The following is a 21505-nucleotide window of genomic DNA, read 5'->3' as shown; positions in this document are numbered from 1 at the left end:
CTCACATTAGGCGAGTATCGGTTCCCGGTCGACGATCTGCCGCGCGCCCTCCTGACGGGCGCAGTGGGCGCAGCAGTACCAGCGCTGTTCCACCTGGACGCCGTGGCCGATCACCCTGGCGCCGCAGTGCTCACAGATGGGCGCCATCGCCTGGATGGCGCACTGGAAGGAGTCGAAGGTGTGCACCGCGCCCTGCGCGTGCACCTCGAACGCCATGTCGTAGTCGTTGCCACACGTCTCGCAGACGGCCATGGTCATCCCCTCAATGTCGGTCCGCCGGGGAGATACCCGCATCGAGGTCCACGTTTCCTCAACGGACCGCCATTTTCCGGCCGCGCATATTCAGGCCGCGCTGCCGCCGTCCACGACCAGGTCAGTGCCGACCGCGTAGCCCGCCTCGGGCGAGGCCAGGTAGAGCACGGCGCCCGCGATCTCGTCCAGCGTGGCGACGCGGCCGCTCGGGTTGGCGGTCCTGAGCCGCTCGGCCCTGTCGGCCTCGCTCTCGCCGGGCCGCTTGGACATCGGGGTGTCGGACGGGCCGGGGCTCACGGCGTTGATCCTGATCCCGTCGCCGATGTACTCCAGTGCCGCCGTCCTGGTCAGCGCGCTCACGGCCGCCTTGGAGGCGATGTAGGCGCCCATGCCCGGCGCCCTGCGGTGCGCGCCGAGTGTGGAGGCGGCGTTGACGATCACCCCGCCGCCCTGCTCCCGCATCTGGGCGATCTCGTACTTCATCGACAGCCACACACCCGTCAAGTTGACCGCGAGCACCCGGTCCCAGGTCTCCTTGTCCAGGTCGGCCAGTCTGCCGGGCGCGCCGATGCCCGCGTTGTTGAACGCGATGTCCAGCCTGCCGTGCCGCTCGACGACCGTCCGCACCATCCGCGTGGCATCCGCCTCGTCGGTCACGTCCGCCACCACCAGGCTCGCTCCGCCGCCGACCAGCTCGACGGTCTCGGCCAGAGACTGCTCGGTACGGCCCGCCACCACCACCGTGGCGCCCTCCTTGCCGAAGGCCTGCGCCGTCGCCCGCCCGATCCCGGAGCCACCGCCGGTCACCAATACCACTCGATCACGAAATCTCATGGCATTCACCTTAGGCGCGCCCCATAGACGATCATGAACCCGAGCGCCCCATGCCACACAAATCCCAGCATTCCCTTGCGCATCCGGTCATGTCCCAGTAAAGATCGTTGAACGCCTGTCATCTGCCGAAGGGAAGCCCGTGCTCACGCGAACGGTCATCGCGGCCGCCAGCTTGCTCGTCACCACCGGATTCGCCGCCGTCCCCGCCCAGGCCGCCTCTGCGCCCTACAGCCCGGAGCGGATCTGCGGGCCGGGGTTCCACCGGGTCAAGGACGGGCACCGGGCGATCCGTACCCACGACGGCGACGTCTTCGGCCACGTCTACCTGATGTACAGCAACCGCACCGGCGAGAACTGCGTGGCGGCGGTGAAGACCGAGTTCGTCGGCGAGCGCACGATCGTCGGCGCCAGCCTGGAGGTCCGCGGCGGCGCGCGGTCGGAGGACGTGCGGAACTACCGCTTCTACGCCGAGACCGGCCACCTGCGCGGAGCCTGGAAGTGCGTGAAGTACTCCGGCTGGATGCGCACCCCCGACGGCCGCGAGGAGGCCTGGGGCGGCCGCAGCTCCTGGGGCAACTGCCAGGGCTAGCAGATCCGCTGGTAGTCCCGCCCCGGCAGGTACTGCCGCCATTCCGCCTCGGTCAGCGACCGGCCGGACCGCCGGCACACCGCGCTCATCAGCGGACCGGCCGCCACGGGCAACCTGGTCGTGACGCCGGAGCGTCCGATGGCCAGCACCGAGTCGGAGGTGAAGGCCACCGACCTGGCCGAGCCGGGCAGTGACAGCGGCGCCCCGACGGGCTCGCCGTCGGCGACGTTCCACAGCGACAGCGAGGCGTCCTGCCCGATGAAGGCGAACAGCGCGCCGTCCGCGGAGAAGGCCGCTCCCCAGGCCGGCTCGCCGACGGGGAGCTGCCTGCCGACCTGCCGGCCCGTGCGGGTGTCCCACAGGCTGACCTTCTCGCCCGCCTGGGCGGCGAGCAGCCCGGCGTCGTCGCTGAACCACAGGTCGTCCACGCCGACGGGGAAGCCTAGCCGGGGGCCGAGCTCGCGCCCGGATTCCAGGTCGACGAGGCGGAAGCGGGTGTCCTCCAGCCCGACGGGGCGGCCCTGCGCGCCGATCGTCCAGGCGAGCAGGCGCGGCTTGGCGAGGCGCTTGACGCGGCCGCCGCCGGGCACGCGCCACAGGCTGAGGTCCTTGCCGGTCTCGGCCCATAGGCCACCGGGCGCGAAGAGCACCCTGTCGGCCGCGGGCAGCTCGGCCACCTGCTTGAGTGTGGCGGTGTCCCAGACGACGACGTCGTCCGGCCGTTTGATCGCCAGGTAGCGGTCGTCCGGGCTGAAGGTCATCGTGATGTCGTAGGCGGACAGCGGCGCGGCCTCGAAGGTCCGGCCGCCGAGGCCGATCTTCGGCGAGTCCGGTTCGTGAGCGGCCAGCAGGCTGCCGTCGCGGCTGAGCCGTACCTCGTCGTAGATCTCGCGTGTCGTGGTGTCGCCGAAGGGGACGGTGAGCGCGGTGTCGTCGGCCAGCAGGCGCAGCCCGCCGGGGATCGCGGCCGCGCCGGAGACCTGCACGCCCAGGGGGAAGCTGGTCAGCGTCTTGTCGGGCTCGATCACCCGATAGAGCTCGACGTTCTTGCCGAGCGAGACCAGCAGGCCGTTGCCGGCGAACAGCGGCCTGGCGTCGCGCTCCCACCCCGGCACGAAGCCGGTCTCCTTGCGGGTGGCCGCGTCCATGATCGACAGGGTGTCGCCGTCGGGTCTGGCGAGCAGCTTGCCGTCGGGACTGAACGCGACGGCGGGCCGGTGGCCGCCATAGCCCTTCCCCTGCCTGCCCGAGGGCAGCGCCCAGCGCCGCAACCCGCCGGTGAAGCTGCCGACGGCGTAGTCGCCGCCCGGGTGGACGGCGACGCCGGTGCCGGGCAGGTCGGTCTTGCGCCAGGTACGCGTGTCGTACACGCTCGTCGCGCCGCCCAGCATCATGACCAGGTAGCCCTGGTCGAAGTGGATCTCCAGGTCGATGTTCGCGTCGGCCTCGATCATCGGCGCGGCCGCCCGGCGCCCGGTGGCCAGGTCCCACACGCCGACTCCGCGGTCGTCGGCCACGGCCACCAGCCTGCCGTCGGAGGCCGCCAGGCGCAGCGTCCTGCCCTCCAGCCCGAGCCCGGCGAAGCCGCCCGCGCGCCTGCCCGTGGTCAGGTCCCACACGCGTACCTCGCCCGGGCTGACGCTCACCAGCGAGCGGCCGTCGGAGCTGAGCGCCCGCACCACGTCGGGTCCGGTGGCCGGGTCGTGGAAGGCGCCGCTCACCCGGCCTGCCACGGAGTCGACCAGCGCCGCCCGCGCCTCGTCCGTGGGCGCGAGCCGCCCGGCCGCCACGCTGAGCAGCGCCGCCACCACCGGGTCCCGGCCACGTAGCGTCCCGGCCAGCCCGGCCAGCCGCGCCGAGTCCGCCTCGTCGCGCTGCCCCGACAACTGGACGCCCTGCCGTACGGCGAGCGCGCCCGCGACCAGGGCCAGCGCCAGCAGGCCCGCCAGGGCGAGCGAGACCAGGCGGGTCCTGCGGCCGCGGCGGCGAGTGAGGGCCGCGCCCGCCTCCAGGAAGTCGCGCTCGGCCGGGGTGAGCGTGATGTTGCGCCGTTCGGTGGCCGCCCAGCGCAGCGCGTCGTCCAGCGTGCTGCCCTGGAACAGGTCGGCGTCCTTGCACCCGTGCCCCTGCCAGCGCCCGGCCGCCGCCCAGATCTCCCTGTGCACGGCCAGCCCGTCGCGGTTGGCCTCGATCCAGGCCCGCAGCCGCGGCCAGGCCATCGGCAGGGCGGGCCGCGCCAGCCGTACCCGATCATCGCCGGTGACCACGTAGGAGAAGGCGCCCAGCACCTCGTCGGCGCCCGCGGGCAGCTCGGACCTGTCGGCCTCGCGCAGGGTCAGCTCGCCCTCGCCCGTCACCGTGACCAGGCGCAGGAACACCTCGGGCACCAGCTCGCGGGCGGCCGGGCCGAGCGCGGCGTAGGCGTCCTCGGCGATCACGCCCAGCGCCGGGTCGCGGCCGGGGGTGCCGACCTGCCCGGAGTCGCCGGCGCCCTGGGCGAGCAGCCGCGCCGTGTCGAGCCTGCCGTCGCCGCTGATCAGCGCGAGCAGCAGCTCGCGCGCGGTCGGCCGCTCGGCGGGGTCCTTGGCCAGGGCGGCGCCCGCCAGGCGGCGCACCGGCTCGGGCAGCACGCTCAGGTCGGGCTGGTGCGACAGCACCCGGTGCATGACGGCGCCGAGCGCCTCGGCGGTGAAGGGGTCCTTGCCGGTGGCGGCGAACAGGGTGACCGCGCCCCAGGCGAACACGTCGGCCGGGGCGCCGGCGCGCTCGCCGGAGAACACCTCGGGCGCGGTGTAACTGGGCGTGCCGGCGACCATGCCGGTCGAGGTGAGCGACATCTCCAGGGTCCTGGCCACGCCGAAGTCGATGACGCGTGGGCCGTCGGGGCCGAGCAGCACGTTGTCCGGCTTGAGGTCGCGGTGGACGACGCCCGCGTCGTGGATGGCGGTCAGCGCGGTGGCGATCGCGGTGGCCAGGCGGTGCAGGTCGCCGCCCGCGAACAGGCGCCCGGCCGCGCGCAGACTGGGGCCCTCGACGTACTCGCTGACGATGTAGGGCCGCGGTCCTTCGAGGTCGGCGCCGAGCACGCGGGCAGTGCAGAAGTCGGCCACCCGCTGCGCGGCCACCGCCTCCTTGGCCATCCGGCCGCGCAGCTCGGGCTGGGTGCCGGGGTCGCCGCGCAACACCTTGATCGCCACCCGGGTGCCCTCGGGGTCGTAGCCCTCGTAGACGACGCCCTGGCCGCCCGTCCCGATCCGCCCGGACAGCCAGTAGCCGCCCAGCCTGGTCGGATCCCCGTCGATCAGCGCGCTCCCCATGCTGGGTTGGACTCCCGTCACCCCTGTTTGGTTGGGCAGACGTCGACGTAGGCGATGCCGGGGAGGTACCGGTCCCAGGTCGCCCGGTCGAGCGTGTGCCCGGCGCGGGCGCACACCCGCCGCACCAGGCGGGCGGGGTCGACGGCCACCTCGTGCACGACTCCCTCGGCGGGGGCGTAGAGCGTGGCGCCGTCCTGGCTGAAGGTGATCGGGTCGGGGTTGATGGTGTGCAGGTTGTAGGAGCCGCCGAGGCGCCTGCGGCCGTCGACGTCCCACACCTGCAGCAGCCCGGAGTCGGTGAGCGTGGCCAGCAGGTCGCCGCTGGGAGAGAAGGCCGCGTACTGCACCTGGCCGGCGGCCTTCGGCAGGGCGGGGCTCAGCCGCTTGGGCCCGCGCAGGTCCCACAGGCCCAGCCGGCCGTAGGTGTCGAGCCCGGTGGCCATCAATCCCCGGCGGGCGCTCAGCGCCAGCGCACCGCCGACGCCGAAGTCGCTGCCGACCTGCTTGCCCGTGGCCAGATCCGCCAGGCGGCCGTTGATGGAGGCATAGGTGCGGCCGTCGGGCATGATCGGCCCCATCTCCGTCCGGGTGGCGTACTGGTGCAGGACGCGCCCGTCCGTCGCGGCCATGACATAGGTGTGGAAGAGCGGTATCTCGCCCTGGTGCAGGGTCATCGCGATGGTCTTGCCGTCGGGGGTGAAGTAGACCTCGGCCGCGCTGCCGTCCTTCTCGGGCACCGGCACCGTCCACAGCAGCCTGCGGGAGGCCAGATCCCACATCCGCACCTTCTCGTCCACGGTGACCATGCGTGTACCGGACTCGTCGATAGACTCCGCGGTCGGCGGGTCGCCCTTCAGCGGCAGCGTGCCCAGGACCTTGCGGGTACGCACGTCCCAGACCCGGGGCCTGCCCTCGTTCGGGATCAGCACCGCGACCCTGGCGTTCGGGCTGAGCAGCGTCTGGCCGGGATTCACACGCACCTGCTCGGTCTGCGATCCGAAGTCGACGCTCACCACGGCGTCGTCCATCAGGTAGCGCACCGTACTGCCGTCCGGGTCGAAGGCCACGTCGGTCAGGTCGCCCTCGGCCCGGTAGACGAGCAGCTCGCGCTTTTTGGCCACGTCCCACACGGCCAGGTCGCGGCGGGAGAACCCGAGCAGGTGGCGGCCGTCGCCGCTGAAGCGCAGTACAGCACCGCTGTTGCAGAAGCCGCAGTCGATGCCGTCGCCCTCGGGGTCGAGTAGCCGTCCCGTGCCCGCGTCGACGAGTTTGATCAGGTCGGAACCGCAGGCGAGCGTCCTGCCGTCGGAGCTGAAGGCCACGGCCTCCGGATACTTGTGGCAGCCCTTCAGCCGCTGCTCCTCGGTGAGGCCCGGCAGCGCCAGCTCGCGCAGCTTCTCTCCGGGGACGACCAAGTACCTGCCGGTGGGGTCGACGATCGGGTCGTGGAATTGGTACTTGACGGGTCCGCCTTCCGGGAAGGTGACCTGCTTGCCGGATTCGACGTCGATGACGCGGTAGAGGTCCTCGGTGTCGAAGCTGATGGTCAGCATTCCTTCGCGCTCACCCCAGGTCGGGAGGAGAGGGAAGCTGGCCTCCGGAAGGTCCTTCCGTATCAGCTGTTTGCCTGTCTTCATGTCCCAGACGCGCAGCTCATCGGTGGTGCTCTGGGCGAGGTAGCGGCCCGTGCGACTCAGGCGCGGCGGAGCCGACAGGGTGCCCTTCAGCCGCAGGCCCTGCCAGCCGCCGGTGCGCCTGCCCGTGCGGACGTCGTAGACGTTGACGTCGACACCGCCGTCGCTGACGCCGCGGTCGCTGACGCTGACCATGGTGCGGCCGTCGCGGCTGAGCGCCCGCTGCGCGCCGCCTTTGGCGGACGGGTCGTGGAAGACGGCCGTCTCCTGCTGCTGCGCGGAGGCCGTCAGCGCGGAACGGGCCTCGCTCTGCGGCGACACCTGCCAGGCAGCCACGCTCAGCAGCATCGCGGTGGCCGGGTCGGAGGTCCGCATCCGGTCGGCCTCGCCCGCCACCTGCTTGGCGGCCAGCACGTCGCGCTGCGCGGCGGCCTGCCTGCCCTGGTAGACGGCGACGCCCCCGGCGGCCAGGGCCACCACGAGCAGGCCGGCCAGCCCGACCGTCGCCAGCGTCCTGCGGCGGGTGCGCCGCCTGGTCAGCCCGGTGCCGGCCTGCAGGAAGTCGCGCTCCCTGGGCGTCAGCGTCACGTTCCGCCGGCCGGTGGCGGCCCAGCTCAGCGCCTCCTCCAGGCGGCTGCCCTGCAGCAGGTCGCCGTCCTTGTGCCCGTGGTCGGCCCAGTGCCGCGCCGCCGCGGAGATCTGCCCCAGTACGGCCAAGCCGTCGCGGTCGGCGTCCACCCACATCCGCAGCCGCGGCCAGGCACGCAGCAGGGCGGGCCGCGACAAGGCCACCGCCTCGTCCCTGGTGGTCACCACGTAGGAGAAGGCGCGCAGGATGCGCTCGATCGCCTCGGCCTCGCGCTCGGGCCGACCGCCCAACAGCTCGTCACGCGTGGCCCACCGGCCGGTCTCGTGACCGTCCTCCCCGACGGACACCAGGCGCAGGAACACCTCGGCCGCCAGGTCGCGCTCCTCGGGGGGCAGCGCGCCGTAGGCGTCCTCGGCGATCGTGCCGAGCGCGGGATCGGGCCTGTCAGGCACGTGCACGCCGCGCGCGGTGCGAATGCCGGCGTCCAGCAGCCCGCGGGTGTCGGCGCCGTTGCCGCTGACCAGCGCGAGCAGCAGGTCACGGGCGGCGGGCCTGACAGCGGGGTCCTTCTCCATGGCCGCGCCGACGAGCGAGGCCAGCAAGGGCGGCAGCCCGCGCAGGTCCGGCTGGGCCGACAGCACCTGGTGCATGATCCCGCCCAGGTTGTCGGCGTTGAACGGGTCGCGGCCCGTGGCGGCGAACAGCAGCACCGCGCCCCAGGCGAACACGTCGGCCGGCGCGCCCGCCCGCTGCCCGGTGAACACCTCGGGCGCCATGTAGCTGGGCGTGCCCGACACCTCGCCGGTTCTGGTCAGCGACATGTCCAGGGTCCGCGCGATCCCGAAGTCGATCACCCGCGGCCCGTCAGGGCCGAGCAGCACGTTGTCGGGCTTGAGGTCGCGGTGGATGACCCCGGCGTCGTGGATGGCCGTCAGCGCGGTCGCCATCGCGGCCGCCAGGCGGTGCAGGTCGTCGCCGGTGAAACGGCGCCCCTCGGTGACCGCCTTGCGCAGGCTCGGCCCCGCCACGTACTCGCTGACGATGTACGGCTTGCGCCCCTCCAGGTCGGCGGCCAGCACCCGGGCCGTGCAGAACGAGGCGACCCGCCCGGCCGCCATGGCCTCCTTGGCGAAGCGCTCACGGCTGTGGCCGTTGTCGGCCGCGTGCAGCACCTTGACCGCGACCCGCTCTCCGTCGGGCCCGTAGGCCTCGTACACGACGCCCTGGCCGCCCGAGCCCAAGCGCCCGGACAGCAAGTAGTCCCCGATACCTTGCGGGTCTCCCGCGATCAACGGCTCCACGCCGGGTTAGATGTCCATTGCTGTCAGAAAAGTTGTCACAAACCGGGAGGCTGTCCCGTCCTGCTGGCGTCCCATCTTTTCTTGGAGGTTTCAGATGACCCAGCGGATCAGCCTGCCCCAGTTCGCCCCGGAGGCCTACAAGGCGTTCATCGCCGTCGAGGAGTACCTGGCGGGCAGCTCGCTGCCGCACAGCACGATCGAGCTGATCAAGCTGCGGGCCAGCCAGATCAACGGCTGCGCCTTCTGCGTCGACATGCACAACCGTGACGCGAAGAAGGCCGGTGAGAGCGACGAGCGCCTCTGGCACACCGCTGTGTGGCGCGAGTCGCCGCTGTTCACCCCGGCCGAGCGGGCCGCGCTCGCGCTGACCGAGGAGGCCACCCGCCTGGCCGACCGCGTGGCCGTGCCCGACGAGGTGTGGCAGGAGGCCGCCGAGCACTACGACGAGCCGCAGCTCGCCGCGCTGGTCGTGGCCGTGGCGATGATCAACGCGTGGAACCGGATCGGCGTGACCACGCGGCTGACTCCGGGAAGCTGAGCGCAACAAATCGGGAGACACGCGCGTCTGAGTGATCAATCACCCCCGACGAAGGGCAGAACGTGTCTCCCATCAAGCTCCTCACTGTGACGGCGGCGGCCGTCGCGGTCCTGTCCGCGACGGCCCTCCCCGCCTCGGCCGCCTCCCGCACGCGCCTGGTCAACGGCGCCACCGGCCTGTGCCTGGCCGTCGGCAAGAGCGAGGTCCGCGCCGGCAAGCGCGTCATCCAGTGGAACTGCAACGGACTGAAGGACCAGGCCTGGGTCTACCGCGACCACCGCCTGGTGAACGCCAAGACCGGGATGTGCCTGGCCATCGCCCACGGCTCCACGCAGAAGGCCAAGCCCGCCATCCAGTGGCCGTGCACCGACGGCGGGCTCGAGCAGGAGTGGGTCTACGACGACCTGCAGCGCTTCCAGAACAGGGCGACCGGCCAGTGCCTGGCCATCGGGCGGGGCGAGGCCAAGCCCGGCAAGTACGCCATCCAGTGGCCGTGCAAGACCACGGCGGAGCAGGCCTGGATGATGCAGTAACAACGCGAACCCGTAGAAATGCGTTGAGCTCGCCGGTCAAGCCCGGTTAGGTTGTCGCAAACGGCGGGCAGCCCACTGCAACTGCCCGCCAAGCCGCCGTCAAGCGGCCGGACGCACAGTGAAGGCGACCACCGAGAGGGGGCAGAGATCATGAAGCGCATCAGAATCACCAAGCCGCCGGTCAAGCGGCGCCCGGACCAGAGCACGGATCTGGACCTGCGCTCTCCCTCGGGACGGCGACTTCCGTACTGAAATACGCGATTTACAGCGACCTTACGGCAGTATCTGTAGACAACATAGGTAACAGAAACATCACGCCGGGGGACCCGCTGTATGAAGAGGCTTGTGGTGGTGCCGCCACACATCGCCAGGCACAAGGTGCGCGACATCCGCGGGGTGAGCCACCGCAGGCCCGTCGCCGCCGACCCCAAGGTCGTCGACCTGCGCGCCTACAGCGGTCGCAACGTGATCCGCTTCCCCGGCGGCCCTACTCCAGCCGCCTGACCGACCCCCCGCTCCAGCGGTCCAGCCGGGCGTAGGCGTCACGCCACTCCTCCGCGTAGGCCCGCCGTACCTGCTCGGGGAGTGCGGCCAGGATGCGGGCGGACGTCTGCTTGCCCGCGCCGTCCAGCAGCCACGGGACGGAGCGGGCGGGAGCCTGCCGGTGAGCCTCGTCGAAGGGCGCGTACTCCTCCTGGGTCAGCGTGGCGTCGATCAGCGCGAGCGCCTCCGACTCCTCGCGCCCCAGGTGCTCGCTCAGCCCGGTGAACAGGGCGTCCGTCAGCCCCGCGAGCCGTTCCAGACCGCCCTCGCGGTCGGCGAGCACCGCGTCGATCGCGTACAGCAGCGGATCGACGGTGGCGTGCTCGGCCTCCATCTCCTCCAGCAACGCCAGCTCGTCGGGACGGCCGGCCAGCGCCCGCCGCATCAGCGGCCACAGCAGCCGGTCCTCGGCGACGTTGTGGGCGCGCAGGTGGGCCTTGAACATCTCCCACCCGGCGGCCGTGCCGAGCACCCGGCACGGATCATCCGACAGACGCGCGGTGATGGTCGCGATGTGCTCGAGGTCTCGGCGCAGCGCGTCGTGCGTCGCGTGCATCACCGTGAAGTCGATCTTGAAGTATTCCGCCCCCGCCTTCTTCCTGCGCCGCAGCGGCCAGCCGCCGATCGACCAGCCGTCGGGCGCAGAGGGTACAGGTCCCCACAAAGCGGCAGTTCTCCAGACTGGTCAGGAGCGGGCGTAGAGCTTCTTGGCATAGGAAGCGTCTGCATAGTAGGCCTGTAGCTCCTCCAGCGACTCCGATGTCGTCTGGATCTCCTTGACGAGCTTGGCGTGCGAGGGCAGTGCGTCAGGCTCCCAGTTCTCCGGCTCCCACAGGTGGGAGCGCATGAAGGCCTTGGCGCAGTGGAAGAAGATCGTGTCGATCTCCAGGACGAGCGCCAGGTCGGGGCGGTGGCCCTTGACGATCATCTCGTCGAAGAACGGCGCCTCGCGGACCAGGCGGGCGCGGCCGTTGATGCGCAGGGTCTCGCGGCGTCCGGGAATGAGGAAGATGAGACCGGCGTGCGGGTTCTTCAGCACGTTGTGGAAGCCGTCGGCGCGGCGGTTGCCCGGGCGCTCGGGGATGGCGATCGTGGTGTCATCGATGACATGGGTGAAGCCGGCCGGGTCGCCCTTGGGTGAGACGTCGCAGTTGCCCTCGTCGTCTGACGTGGCGATCAGGCAGAACGGGGAGGCGGCCAGCCATTCCCGGTCACGCGGGTGCAGACGCTGCCGCTCCTTGGTCACGGCCCTGGGCATCACCTCGCCCAGCAGGTCGCGCAGTTCCGCCTCGGACTCGATCTCCACCCAGCTCATGCGATCTCCCTTCGCGTCAAACCCATTTTGTCAGGAGATAAAACACAAAGGCAGCGCAGGGTCAGGAGATGGGGGCCAGCATGCGGTGGGGTTCCTGGAGGGCCAGGCTGACCCGGTCCTGACGGGTGCGCTCCAAGCCCGGGCCGGGACGCACTTCCACGTCCTGTACGGGGACGCGTACGGCGCAGCGCTCGCAGAACGACACCGCGTCCAGCCGGGTCCCGCAGGCGTGGTGGAAGAACATCCGCCGCGGCCCCGAGCCGGTGAGATGCCGCTCACCCCACTGCGACAGCCCCAGCAGCGGCACCCACAGCTCCCTGCCCATCGGCGTGGGCACGTACTCCTCGCGCGGCGGGTTGTCCTGGTAGCGCCGCCGCTCCAGGATCCCGGACTCGACCAGCGTCGCCAGGCGCTGCGACAGGACGGCCCTGGGCAGGTCGAGGTGGGCCAGGAAGTCGCCGTAGCGCCGCACGCCGTACATCGCGTCGCGCAGCACCAGCAGCGTCCACCGCTCGCCGATCACTTCCAGGGCCTTGGCCAGCGAGCAGTCCTGGCCTTCGTAGTTCTTCCCGAGCGCCATGACCCCACTTTAGTTCATTCATTGAACCATGCTAGCGTTGCGGCGCATGAAGAGTTCAATCACTGAACCGACTAGGACGCTGACGGTCGCCTCGATGGCACCGCTGCTGGTGCTGACGAACTACACGGTGCCGATGGTCACGCTGCCGCAGACCGCGCACGACCTGGGCGCGGGCCCGACGGGGCCGGTGTGGATCCTGGGCTCGATCGCGCTGGGCCTGTCGTCATTGCTGCTGGTGTCGGGCGGGCTGGCCGACGACTACGGGCGCCGGCGGGTGCTGCTGGTGGGCACGGCGGTGCTCGCCGTGGCCGGTGTCGTCGCGGCGGTGAGTACGGCGGTGCCGCTGTTCGTGGCCGCCCGGCTGGTCCAGGGCGGGGCCAGCGCGGCGATGCTGGCGGCGAGCCTGGGCATCGTGGGCCACGCCTACCCGTCGGGCTCCGAACGGGTGCGGGCCACCGGCCGGTACGGGGCGATGATCGGGCTGGGCACCGCGGTGGGTCCGCTGGTGTCGGGCTTGCTGGCCACGGTGACGAGCTGGCGGTCGGTGTACTGGCTGATGGCGGCGGCCGCGGTGGTGCTCGCGGCGGTGTCGGCGCGGACGCTGGAGGAGTCGCGCGCCGCCGAGCCGCGCCGGTTCGACGTGCCCGGGGTCGTGCTGCTCACGCTGGGCGTGGCCGCGCTGCTGGCGGGCGTGACCGAGGGGCGGCTCGGCTGGTCGCGCCCGGTGGTGGAGATCGCGCTGCTGGTGGCGGTGGTGCTGATCGCGGCGTTCGTGCTGGTGGAGCGGCGGCGCGGGGAGCCACTGGTCGACCTGGAGCTGTTCAGGCGCCCGCTGTTCCTGGTGTCGACCGGCGGGGCGCTGGTCGTGGGCGCGGCGATCGTCGGGTTGCTCAGCTACCTGCCCTCGGTGCTGCAGATGGCCTACGGGATGACGCCGATGGCGACCGCGCTGCTGTTCTTCGCCTGGTCGGGGATGTCGTTCGTGGCCTCGCTGCTGGCCAGGTACGTGCCGCTGCCGGCGGGCGGGCGGCTGGCCTCCGGGATGGTGCTGACCGCGCTGGGGTTCTGCGGGCTGATCGGGGTGGCCTCCTCGCTGTCGCTGCCGGTGGTCCTGGCCGGGCTGGTGGTCAGCGGCATCGGGTCGGGGCTGATCAACTCCTCGATCACGCACCTGGCCATCGAGAGCGTCCCCGCGCACCGCGTCAGCATGGGGTCGGGGGCCAACAACACCGCCCGCTACATCGGCTCGTCGCTGGGCGCGGCCGGGGTCGCGCTGGCGGTGGGCGGGTTCGGCGTGCGGGCGGGCGCCACGGTGGCGGTCGTGGCGTGCATCGCGCTGACCGGGCTGACCGCGCTGGTCGCCCTGGGAAGCACGCGGGCTACCAGCGTCGCGCACCGGCCATGACGTACAGCAGGGCGTCACGGTCGGCGGCGAAGCGGCGCGGGTCGGCGCCTTCCCGCTCGGCGCGCAGGTGGAGCAGAGTGAGTTCGGTGGCGGCCTGCTGGTAGTCGCCCATGGCCTTGCCGAGCCCGGCTCCCCTGGCCCACCGAAGGGCCTGCCTGCGGCCCGCCGGCGTGCCGAGCATGGCCACGTCCTGCGGCGTGACGAGCCCGGTCGGCTGGTAGCCGGGCAGGTAGGCGGCCACCTTGCCGAGCAGCCGGCGGCGTTCGGCGACCGTGACCACGACCAGGCCGGCCAGCACCGCCATGATCACCAGATAGGCGCCGCCGAGCACCGGCAGCGACTGCGTCGTGGCCGCGCCGTTCCAGAGCGCGTGGAGGATCACTGCCCCGAGGTAGCCGAGCGGCACGGCGGCGAACCTGAACGGACCTCGCCGGGTGAGCGCGTAGGCCACGCCGATCCCGGTCATCGAGGTGTAGATGGAGTGGCCGAGGGGATCGATCAGCCCCCTGAGCACGAACAGGCCGACCGCGCCGCCGACGCCGTCCTCGCCGAAGGCGCCCAGGTAGTAGCCGACGTTCTCCACCGCGGCGAACCCGAGCCCGGCCAGCGCCGCGTACACGATGCCGTCGGTCAGCCCGTCGATCTCGCGGCGCCGGAACAGCAGCAGCAACAGCGCCGACCCCTTGAGCGCCTCCTCGATCACCGGCGCCAGGAACACGGTGCCGGCGTCGTCCACGGCCTGCTCGCCGAGCCCGGCCCTGGCGAACAGGGCCTGGCCTGCCAGCGTCAGCACGACGCCGAGCACGATCGCCACGCCGGCCCCCCAGGCGAAGGAGAAGGCCAGGTTCAGCTTGGGCTCGGGCTCGAGCCGGTCGAGCGAGAGCACCGCCGCCAGCAGCACGGGCAGCGGCGCCACCGCGAGCAGCGCCGACACGGCGAAGCCGACGGGCCCTCCGCTCAGCAGCAAAAGCACCAGCACGATCACGGCCAGCGCGCTGGAGACGCACAGCCCGATCACCAGCGCCTTGCTCGGACGGTAGGGGAGAGTCATGAGGCGACTCTCCCCCGCGCCCATCTACGCGCGCTTGATAGCTACTTGACGGCCTTGATCACCGCGGCCGCGATCGACCTCGGGTCGACGCCGAAGTGCTCGCGCACGGCCTCGCGCGTGTCCGACAGGCCGAAGCCGTCGGTGCCGAGCGAGGTCCACGGCCGGTCGACCCACGGGCTGATCTGGTCGGGCACCGCCCGCATCCAGTCACTGACCGCGATCACCGGGCCCTGCGTGCCCGCCAGAGCCTGCGCGATGTACGGCACGCCGTCCGTGGCCATGGCCTCGCGCCGCAGCTCGCTCCACGAGGTGACCGACCAGACGTCGACGCCCACGCCGTACTCGTCCCTGAGCAGCCGCTGCGCCTCCAGCGCCCAGTGGACGGCGGTGCCGCTGGCCAGGATGTGCGCCTGCCCGCCGCCGGCGGAGTAGCGGTAGATGCCCTTGACGATGCCCTCCTCGACGCCGGGCGGCATCTCGGGCTGGGGCATCGGCTCGTTGTAGAGCGTCAGGTAGTAGAAGACGTTCTCGGGCCGCTGGCCGTACATCCGCCTGAGGCCCTCGCGGACGATCACGCCGACCTCGTAGGCGAAGGCCGGGTCGTAGGCCAGCGCGGCGGGGTTGGTCGAGGCGATCAGGTGCGAGTGTCCGTCGCCGTGCTGCAGCCCCTCCCCCGTCATGGTGGTACGGCCGGCCGTCGCGCCGATGAGGAACCCGCGTCCGAGCTGGTCGGCCAGCGCCCACATCTGGTCGCCCGTACGCTGCCAGCCGAACATCGAGTAGAAGATGTAGAACGGGATCATCGGCTCGCCGTGCGTGGCGTAGCTGGTGGCGGCGGCGGTGAAACTGGCCATCGAGCCCGCCTCGGTGATCCCCTCGATGAGGATCTGGCCGTCGGTGGCCTCCTTGTAGGCCAGCAGCAGTTCCCTGTCGACCGCCTCGTAGCGCTGCCCGAGCGGCGAGTAGATCTTCGCGGTCGGAAAGAGCGACTCCATGCCGAACGTGCGCGCCTCGTCGGGGACGATCGGCACCCAGCGCCGCCCGGTCTCCGGCTCCTTCATCAGGTCCTTGACCAGCCGGACGAAGGCCATGGTGGTGGCGACCGGCTGCTTGGATCCCTTGGCCAGCGCCTGGAAGGGCTTGTCGCCAGGCAGCGGGAGCGCGGTGTGCACGCTCTTCCTGGCCGGGATGGGACCTCCGAGCTCGGCCCTGCGCTCGGCCAGGTAGCGGGCCTCGGGCGAGTCCTGCCCCGGGTGCAGGAACGGCGGGTAGTCCTGAAATTTCGGGACATCTAGGCCGAGGCGCTCGCCCATGACGCGGAACTCGTCCGCGGTCAGCTTCTTCATCTGGTGGTTGGCGTTGCGCGCCTCGACACCGGCGCCCAGCGTCCATCCCTTCACGGTCTGGACGAGGATCACAGTGGGTGCGCCCTTGTTCTCCAGCGCCCTGCGATAGGCGGCGTACATCTTGCGGGGCTCGTGCCCGGCACGCGAACCGCCCACAACCCGGCGCAGGTCCTCGTCGGACAGGTGCGTGGGGATCCCGCGGAACAGGTGCTCCCTGATGTAGGCGCCGTCGGAGGCGGCGAACGTCTGGAACTGCCCGTCGGGCACCTCACCGAGCCGGGCCACCAGCTCGTCCGACTCCAGCAGCGGGTCCCACTCGGCGCCCCACAGCGCCTTGACCACGTGCCAGCCCGCGCCGCGGAAGACGCTCTCCAGCTCCTGGACGATGCGCGTGTTGGAGCGCACGGGTCCGTCGAGCCGCTGCAGGTTGCAGTTGATCACATAGGTGAGGTTGTCCAGCCCCTCGCGGGCGGCCAGCGTGAGCGCGGCGGTGGACTCCGGCTCGTCCATCTCGCCGTCGCCGAGGAAGGCCCAGACGTGGCCGGCGCTGGTGTCCTTGATGCCGCGGTTGTGTAGGTACCGGTTGAAGCGCGCCTGGTAGACCGCGTTCAGCGGCCCCAGGCCCATCGACACCGTGGGGAACTGCCAGAAGTCCGGCATCGCCCGCGGATGAGGATAGGACGACAGACCGCCGACGGTCTCACGCCGGAACAGGTCGAGCCGCTGCTCGCTCAGCCGGCCTTCCAGGAACGCCCGCGCGTAGATGCCCGGCGAGGCGTGTCCCTGGAAGTACACCTGGTCGTGAACGCCGTGGAAGAAGTGGTTGAAGCCCACCTCGTAGAGCCAGGCGGCCGAGGCGTAGGTGGCCATGTGGCCACCTAGCCCCAGCTTGCTGCCTCTGGTCACCATCGCCGCCGCGTTCCAGCGGTCGTAGGCGGCGATCCGCTCCTCCAGCTCCAGGTCACCCGGGTAGGCGGGCTCCTCGGCCGTGGGCACGGTGTTCAGGTAGCGGGTGCTCGTGGCAAGCCTCCGCAGCAGGTACTCGACCCGGTCGGGGCCGGCCACCCGCCGGACCGCTTCGAGCGACTCGAGCCACTCCGCGGTCTCCTGAGGGTCCAGATCTTCCTTCATACCATCTATTAAACACCCAATCATCCCATCATCGGGTGGCCAAGAAATCCGCCGCCTTCCTGGTCCAGGTCCGCACGTCGTCCACGCTGGTGGAGACGTGGAACTCGCTGTTGGGCAGCAGCTCGTGGAGCTTCTCGCCGGTGGAGACCGGGTGGCCGGGGTCGGTGTCCCAGGACAGGATCAGCGTGGGAATCGTGATCTTGCCGACCTCCTCCTGGGCGGGCAGGTCGGAGCGGCCCAGCCCGCGCATCACCGACGGCAGCAGGCGCTCGGCGACGTCGGGCATGGGCAGCTGGGGCCCGTCCGCGAAGATCGCGGGCCCGCTCACGGACCCGAGCAGCTCCGCCAGACCGGTCAGCCCCTTGTCCTCGATCGCGTCGGCGCCCTTACGGTAGATCTCCTGCTGGGCGGGACGCGTCTCCCAGGCGGTCGGCGGGATCATCAGCACCAGCGCGCGGAACCTGTCGGGCGCCTTGACCGCGGCGTGCAGCGTCGTGGCCGTGCCGAGGGACGAGCCCATCGCATTGACGGGCCCGCCGCCCAGGCCGTCGACCAGCGCGATCAGGTCGTCGGCGAAGACCTCGAAACGGTAGTCGTCCGGCTCGGGCCGGCCCGTCGACCTGCCGTGGCCCCTGGCGTCGTAGCGGACCAGCCGGTTGCCCCCGGCCACGAACGGCGCCCAGTCGTTGAGGAAGCGGTCTTCCGCCTCACGGCTCAGCGCGGCGCCGTGCGCGTAGACCGCCAGCGGGCCGCTGCCCTCATCGGTGTAGTCCAGCACGGCATTCGAAAGGTCCAGCGTCGCCATCAGTTCGTTCCTTCGCGGTAGTAGGGGTCGGCCACCTCGCCGTCGGCGTAGACCTCGCGGCCGCCGATGAAGACCCTGCGTGCCCTGCTCATGACGTCCAGCGGGTCGCCGGACCAGATCACCACGTCCCCGTCCAGCCCCGGCGTGAGCGCGCCGACGCGGTCGTCCAGGCCGAGGATCGCGGCCGGGTTGACGGTGATCGTGCGCAGCGCCTCGTCGCGGTCGAGGCCCTCCTTGACCGCGAGCGTGGCCTGGTGGACCAGGAAGTGGATCGGCACGACGGGATGGTCGGTGGTGATGGCCAGCCGTACGCCCGCCCTGGCCAGGATGCCCGGGTTGCGCAGCGAGCGGTTGCGCAGCTCCACCTTGGAGCGGCTGGTGAACAGCGGGCCGATGATGACCGGAACGTCGCGCTCGGCGAGCATGTCGGCCAGCAGGTGTCCCTCGGTGCCGTGGTTGATCACCAGGCGGTAGCCGAACTCGTCGGCCAGGCGCAGTGCGGTGGCGATGTCGTCGGCGCGGTGGGTGTGCTGGCACCAGGGCAGCTCGCCGTCCAGCACCCGGACGAGCACCTCGAGCGTGCCGTCGCGGTCGAACGGCTTGCCCTCCTGCTCGGCGAACTCCCGCTTGGCCCGGTAGTCCTGGGCCTTCATGAACGCGTCGCGGATCACCGCGGCCACGCCCTGACGGGTGGAGGGCAGCTTCTTCTGGTCGCCGTAGACGCGCTTGGGGTTCTCGCCCAGCGCGCTCTTCACACTGACCGGCTCGCGGATCACCATCTCGTCGACGGTGCGGCCCCAGCACTTGACCGCCACGGTCTGGCCGCCGATCGGGTTGCCGGATCCCGGCTTGATCACCACCGTGGTGACACCGCCGGACAGCGCGTCGGCGAAGCCCAGGTCCGCCGGGTTGATGGCGTCCAGAGCGCGCAGGCGGGCGCCGTTCGGGTCGGTCATCTCGTTGGTGTCGTGGCCGGCCCAGCCGTCGGCCTCCTCGTGCACACCCACATGCCCGTGCGACTCCACGAACCCCGGCAGCACCCAGCCGCCGCCGGCGTCCACGACCGGCACGCCCTCGGGGACCTCCACGTCAACGCCGACGGCCACGATCTTCCCGTCCTGGATGAGGACGGTGCCGCCATCGATCGGATCACCCACGACGGGGACGACATATCCCCTGGTAATGGCAACATTCATGGATCGCAACCTATCGCCTTAGCTGGAGCCCCTGTTGCGGCGGATTCCGGACATCCCCTAGACCCCTTAACCCAATTTCGGGCATGGTTGTCCAGATCTTCAGTCAAGTTCTAGGGGGAAGTGCATGCGCAAGTCCGTGACGACCGTCGCCGTGGCGGCCTCGCTGGCGGTGGGGGGCTTCATCGCCAGCCCCGCCCAGGCCATCGCCGCGCGTTACACGCCGGAAGGGGTCTGCGGCGCGGGCTACGGGCGGGTCACCCACGACGGCAGCAGGGACGTGGCGTACCGCGGCGTCTCCTACGGCCGCGTCTACCTGCTCTACAACCGCGCCAAGCAGTCCAACTGCGTGGTCACGCTCAAGACCCGCTACACCGGGTCCAAGACGACGGCCTCCGCCACCCTGATCGTGCAGCCCAAGCCGGTCAAGGACACCAAGCAGGACCCGATCAGGCGGAGCGACTCGGGCAAGTACCAGTTCTACGCGGGCCCGGTCCGCGAGTACGCGCCGCGCTGCGTGAAGTACTCGGGTGTGATCATCAGCCCTGACGGCAAGGCCGCCTACGGCGGACGCACGAACTGGGACAACTGCTCCACCCCGTCCTGACGTTCACGTTGTACGGCAGGCCGCGCACCATGGCGCGGCCTGCCGTACATGCCCTATAGAGTCCGGACATGTCCGAAGAGCAGACGTACGGCCCGGGGCACGGGCCGGGGCCGCGGATGGAGACGGACGAGGAGCTGTCCAGGCTGCTGGCCTCGCAGACGTTCGGCGCGCTGGCCACCAACAAGTCCAGCGGCCACCCGAACCTGTCCACCGTGATCTACAACTGGGATCCCGAACAGCGGGTCGTGCGGATCTCCACGGTCGCGGGGCGAGCCAAGGTGCGCCAGCTCCAGAAGGACCCCAGAGCCGCGCTCTACGTGGCCAGCGACGACTTCATGGCCTTCGCCGTGGCCGAGGGTGAGGCGGAGATCTCCCCCGAGAGCGCCCGGCCGGGCGACGAGGTGGGCAGGGAGCTGCTGGCGATGTCGCCGGGCTTCGCCGATCCCGCCGGCCAGGCCGCCTTCCTGCGCCAGATGGTCGCCGACCGCCGGCTGGTGATCAGGCTTCGCGCATCGCGCCTGTACGGGACCGCGCTCGACGCGCGTTAGCGCGGCGGTCGTTGTAGGCGACCACGGCGATGACCAGCAGGATGAGGCCCAGGTCGATCAGCGCCGAGGTACGCATGCCGCGCACGTAGTCGCCGCCGGCCGAGGCCGCGAAGAACACGGCACCGATCACCGCGACCCCGCCCGATCCGCCGAACTGCTGGGCGGTGGACAGGAACCCTGATCCGATGCCCGCCTGATGCGGCGCGACCTCGACCAGCGCCGCCCCGATGAGCTGCGGCAGCACGAGCCCGTTGCCGGCGCCCACGAGCATCAGCGCCGCCATGATCCATGGCAGCCCGGCGCCGTCCGCCACCGCGACCAGCGTCAGGCCCGAGGCGCTGATCAGGCCGCCGAGGATCACGATCCGCAGGCCGTACCTCCTGACCAGCCGGGTGCCCAGCAGCGAGGTGACCGAGAACAGCACCCCCATCGGCGCGAACGCGAGCCCGGCGTGGAAGGCGTCCAGCCCCTCGCCGCCCTGCAGCAGCAGCGTGAGCGTGAACATGAACGAGGCGAAGTAGGCCATGAACGCGGCGATCGCGCCGACGCCCGCCAGGTAGGAGCGGACCTTCAGCAGCGCCAGGTCGAGCACCGGCTGCCCGCCGCGGGCGCCGAGCACGTACTGCCAGCGGACCGTCAGCGCCAGCACCGGGACGCTGGCCGCCAGGCAGATCCACGTCCAGGCAGGCCAGCCCGCGCTGTTGCCCAGCCCGAGCGGGACGAGGATGAGGGCCAGCCCGATGGCGAGCCCGGCCGCGCCCAGCAGATCGAGCTTGGCCGGCCTGTGCGCCACCTTCGGCAGCACGCGCATCGCCAGCGCGATCACGACGAGGCCGATCGGCAGGCTGATCAGGAAGATCACCCGCCAGCCGAGGCCGAACAGGTTCGCGGTCAGCAGCAGCCCGCCGAGCACCTGACCGGCGATCGAGCCGAGGCCGCCCGCCACGCCGTACCAGCCGATGGCGCGCGCCCGCTCGCCGGGCGGGAAGACGGCCGAGATCATCGCCAGCACCTGCGGGACCATGGCCGCGCCCGCCAGGCCCTGGAGCAGCCGGGCGATCACCAGCTGGACCGGGTTCACCGCCAGGCCGCACAGCAGGGACGCGATCGTGAAGGCGGCCACGCCTGCCACGAACAGGCGGCGGTAGCCGTACCTGTCGCCGAGGCGGCCGCCGGTGATCATGCCGGAGGCGTAGGTGAAGGCGTAGCCTCCCACGATCAGCTCCAGCGCGGCCGGGCCCGCGTCGAGCTCGCGCTGGAAGGCGGGTGCGGCCACGTTCACCACGAAGAAGTCGAACTGCGCCATGAACCAGGCCGAGAGCAGAACGGGAAGCATCCGGCCGGACTTCACGAAATATCCCCCTATTCGACGATCATCTCAGCCTAGGACGGGC

19 protein-coding genes are annotated in these 21505 nt (G+C 71.3%); 7 read left to right on the top strand and 12 right to left on the bottom strand.

Annotated features, from left to right (window positions below; all coding sequences use genetic code 11):
- Positions 1-6 precede the first annotated feature (6 nt).
- Positions 7-252 (bottom strand): hypothetical protein, encoded by a 246-nt coding sequence (locus tag ACIBHX_RS01030; RefSeq protein ID WP_397064990.1) that lies wholly within the window; start codon positions 250-252, stop codon positions 7-9.
- A 90-nt stretch (positions 253-342) separates the two neighbouring features.
- Positions 343-1086: an SDR family NAD(P)-dependent oxidoreductase gene (locus ACIBHX_RS01025; protein WP_397062970.1), complete on the bottom strand. Its 744-nt coding sequence runs from the start codon at positions 1084-1086 to the stop codon at positions 343-345.
- A gap of 139 nt (positions 1087-1225) precedes the next feature.
- On the opposite strand from ACIBHX_RS01025, the gene ACIBHX_RS01020 reads away from it, so the two are divergent.
- Positions 1226-1675, top strand: coding sequence for a hypothetical protein (locus ACIBHX_RS01020; protein ID WP_397062968.1), 450 nt, complete (start codon positions 1226-1228; stop codon positions 1673-1675).
- Here ACIBHX_RS01020 and ACIBHX_RS01015 read toward each other — a convergent pair.
- Both ACIBHX_RS01015 and ACIBHX_RS01010 read right to left on the bottom strand, forming a co-directional pair.
- A complete protein-coding gene (locus tag ACIBHX_RS01015; protein ID WP_397062966.1) occupies positions 1672-4992 on the bottom strand; it encodes a protein kinase in 3321 nt (1106 codons plus the stop codon). The genes ACIBHX_RS01020 and ACIBHX_RS01015 overlap by 4 nt on opposite strands.
- Positions 4993-5009: 17 nt before the next feature.
- Complete coding sequence (locus tag ACIBHX_RS01010; RefSeq protein ID WP_397062964.1) at positions 5010-8516, bottom strand: protein kinase; 3507 nt, start codon at positions 8514-8516, stop codon at positions 5010-5012.
- 94 nt (positions 8517-8610) lie between these two features.
- Here ACIBHX_RS01010 and ACIBHX_RS01005 point away from each other — a divergent pair, with 94 nt between their 5' ends.
- The 3 genes from ACIBHX_RS01005 to ACIBHX_RS00995 all read left to right on the top strand — a co-directional run bounded on the left by ACIBHX_RS01005 (position 8611) and on the right by ACIBHX_RS00995 (position 10091).
- Entirely contained in the window at positions 8611-9054 is a 444-nt protein-coding gene (locus ACIBHX_RS01005) for a carboxymuconolactone decarboxylase family protein (RefSeq protein ID WP_397062962.1), read from the top strand.
- Between the two features lie 62 nt (positions 9055-9116).
- Complete coding sequence (locus ACIBHX_RS01000; protein WP_397062960.1) at positions 9117-9587, top strand: RICIN domain-containing protein; 471 nt, start codon at positions 9117-9119, stop codon at positions 9585-9587.
- A gap of 333 nt (positions 9588-9920) precedes the next feature.
- Positions 9921-10091: a hypothetical protein gene (locus ACIBHX_RS00995; protein WP_397062958.1), complete on the top strand. Its 171-nt coding sequence runs from the start codon at positions 9921-9923 to the stop codon at positions 10089-10091.
- Here the strand turns inward: ACIBHX_RS00995 and ACIBHX_RS00990 are convergent.
- The 3 genes from ACIBHX_RS00990 to ACIBHX_RS00980 form a co-directional block, all read right to left on the bottom strand.
- Positions 10075-10794 (bottom strand): hemerythrin domain-containing protein, encoded by a 720-nt coding sequence (locus ACIBHX_RS00990; protein WP_397062957.1) that lies wholly within the window; start codon positions 10792-10794, stop codon positions 10075-10077. The genes ACIBHX_RS00995 and ACIBHX_RS00990 overlap by 17 nt on opposite strands.
- Before the next feature lie 21 nt (positions 10795-10815).
- The gene (locus tag ACIBHX_RS00985) at positions 10816-11445 is read right to left on the bottom strand and encodes a pyridoxamine 5'-phosphate oxidase family protein (protein WP_397062955.1); all 630 of its coding nucleotides are present in this window, start codon (positions 11443-11445) and stop codon (positions 10816-10818) included.
- 61 nt (positions 11446-11506) lie between these two features.
- Entirely contained in the window at positions 11507-12025 is a 519-nt protein-coding gene (locus ACIBHX_RS00980) for a winged helix-turn-helix transcriptional regulator (protein ID WP_397062953.1), read from the bottom strand.
- 94 nt (positions 12026-12119) lie between these two features.
- On the opposite strand from ACIBHX_RS00980, the gene ACIBHX_RS00975 reads away from it, so the two are divergent.
- Positions 12120-13430 carry an MFS transporter gene (locus ACIBHX_RS00975; RefSeq protein ID WP_397062952.1) on the top strand — a complete coding sequence of 437 codons (1311 nt, stop codon included), beginning with the start codon at positions 12120-12122 and terminating at the stop codon, positions 13428-13430.
- Here the strand turns inward: ACIBHX_RS00975 and ACIBHX_RS00970 are convergent.
- The 4 genes from ACIBHX_RS00970 to ACIBHX_RS00955 are packed head-to-tail and all read right to left on the bottom strand — an operon-like array spanning position 13405 to position 18959.
- A complete protein-coding gene (locus tag ACIBHX_RS00970) occupies positions 13405-14481 on the bottom strand; it encodes a PrsW family intramembrane metalloprotease (RefSeq protein ID WP_397062951.1) in 1077 nt (358 codons plus the stop codon). The genes ACIBHX_RS00975 and ACIBHX_RS00970 overlap by 26 nt on opposite strands.
- Before the next feature lie 41 nt (positions 14482-14522).
- Entirely contained in the window at positions 14523-16958 is a 2436-nt protein-coding gene (gene aceE / locus ACIBHX_RS00965) for a pyruvate dehydrogenase (acetyl-transferring), homodimeric type (RefSeq protein ID WP_397062950.1), read from the bottom strand.
- A 28-nt stretch (positions 16959-16986) separates the two neighbouring features.
- Entirely contained in the window at positions 16987-17763 is a 777-nt protein-coding gene (locus tag ACIBHX_RS00960; protein WP_397062949.1) for an alpha/beta fold hydrolase, read from the bottom strand.
- Positions 17763-18959: an amidohydrolase gene (locus ACIBHX_RS00955; RefSeq protein ID WP_397062948.1), complete on the bottom strand. Its 1197-nt coding sequence runs from the start codon at positions 18957-18959 to the stop codon at positions 17763-17765. Before ACIBHX_RS00955 ends, ACIBHX_RS00960 begins: the two co-directional genes overlap by 1 nt.
- A gap of 124 nt (positions 18960-19083) precedes the next feature.
- Here ACIBHX_RS00955 and ACIBHX_RS00950 point away from each other — a divergent pair, with 124 nt between their 5' ends.
- Both ACIBHX_RS00950 and ACIBHX_RS00945 read left to right on the top strand, forming a co-directional pair.
- Positions 19084-19563: a hypothetical protein gene (locus ACIBHX_RS00950; RefSeq protein ID WP_397062947.1), complete on the top strand. Its 480-nt coding sequence runs from the start codon at positions 19084-19086 to the stop codon at positions 19561-19563.
- A gap of 68 nt (positions 19564-19631) precedes the next feature.
- Positions 19632-20111, top strand: coding sequence for a TIGR03618 family F420-dependent PPOX class oxidoreductase (locus ACIBHX_RS00945; protein ID WP_397062945.1), 480 nt, complete (start codon positions 19632-19634; stop codon positions 20109-20111).
- On the opposite strand, the gene ACIBHX_RS00940 is transcribed toward ACIBHX_RS00945, so the two are convergent.
- Positions 20062-21462: an MFS transporter gene (locus tag ACIBHX_RS00940; protein ID WP_397062943.1), complete on the bottom strand. Its 1401-nt coding sequence runs from the start codon at positions 21460-21462 to the stop codon at positions 20062-20064. The two genes, ACIBHX_RS00945 and ACIBHX_RS00940, sit on opposite strands and share 50 nt — an antisense overlap.
- Positions 21463-21505 lie beyond the last annotated feature (43 nt).

Origin of the sequence: Nonomuraea sp. NPDC050536 (genome assembly GCF_044457685.1) — a bacterium.
Taxonomy (GTDB): Bacteria; Actinomycetota; Actinomycetes; order Streptosporangiales; family Streptosporangiaceae; genus Nonomuraea.
Note: the sequence above shows the minus strand (reverse complement) of the source record. Positions and strands in the feature narration are given on the sequence as shown.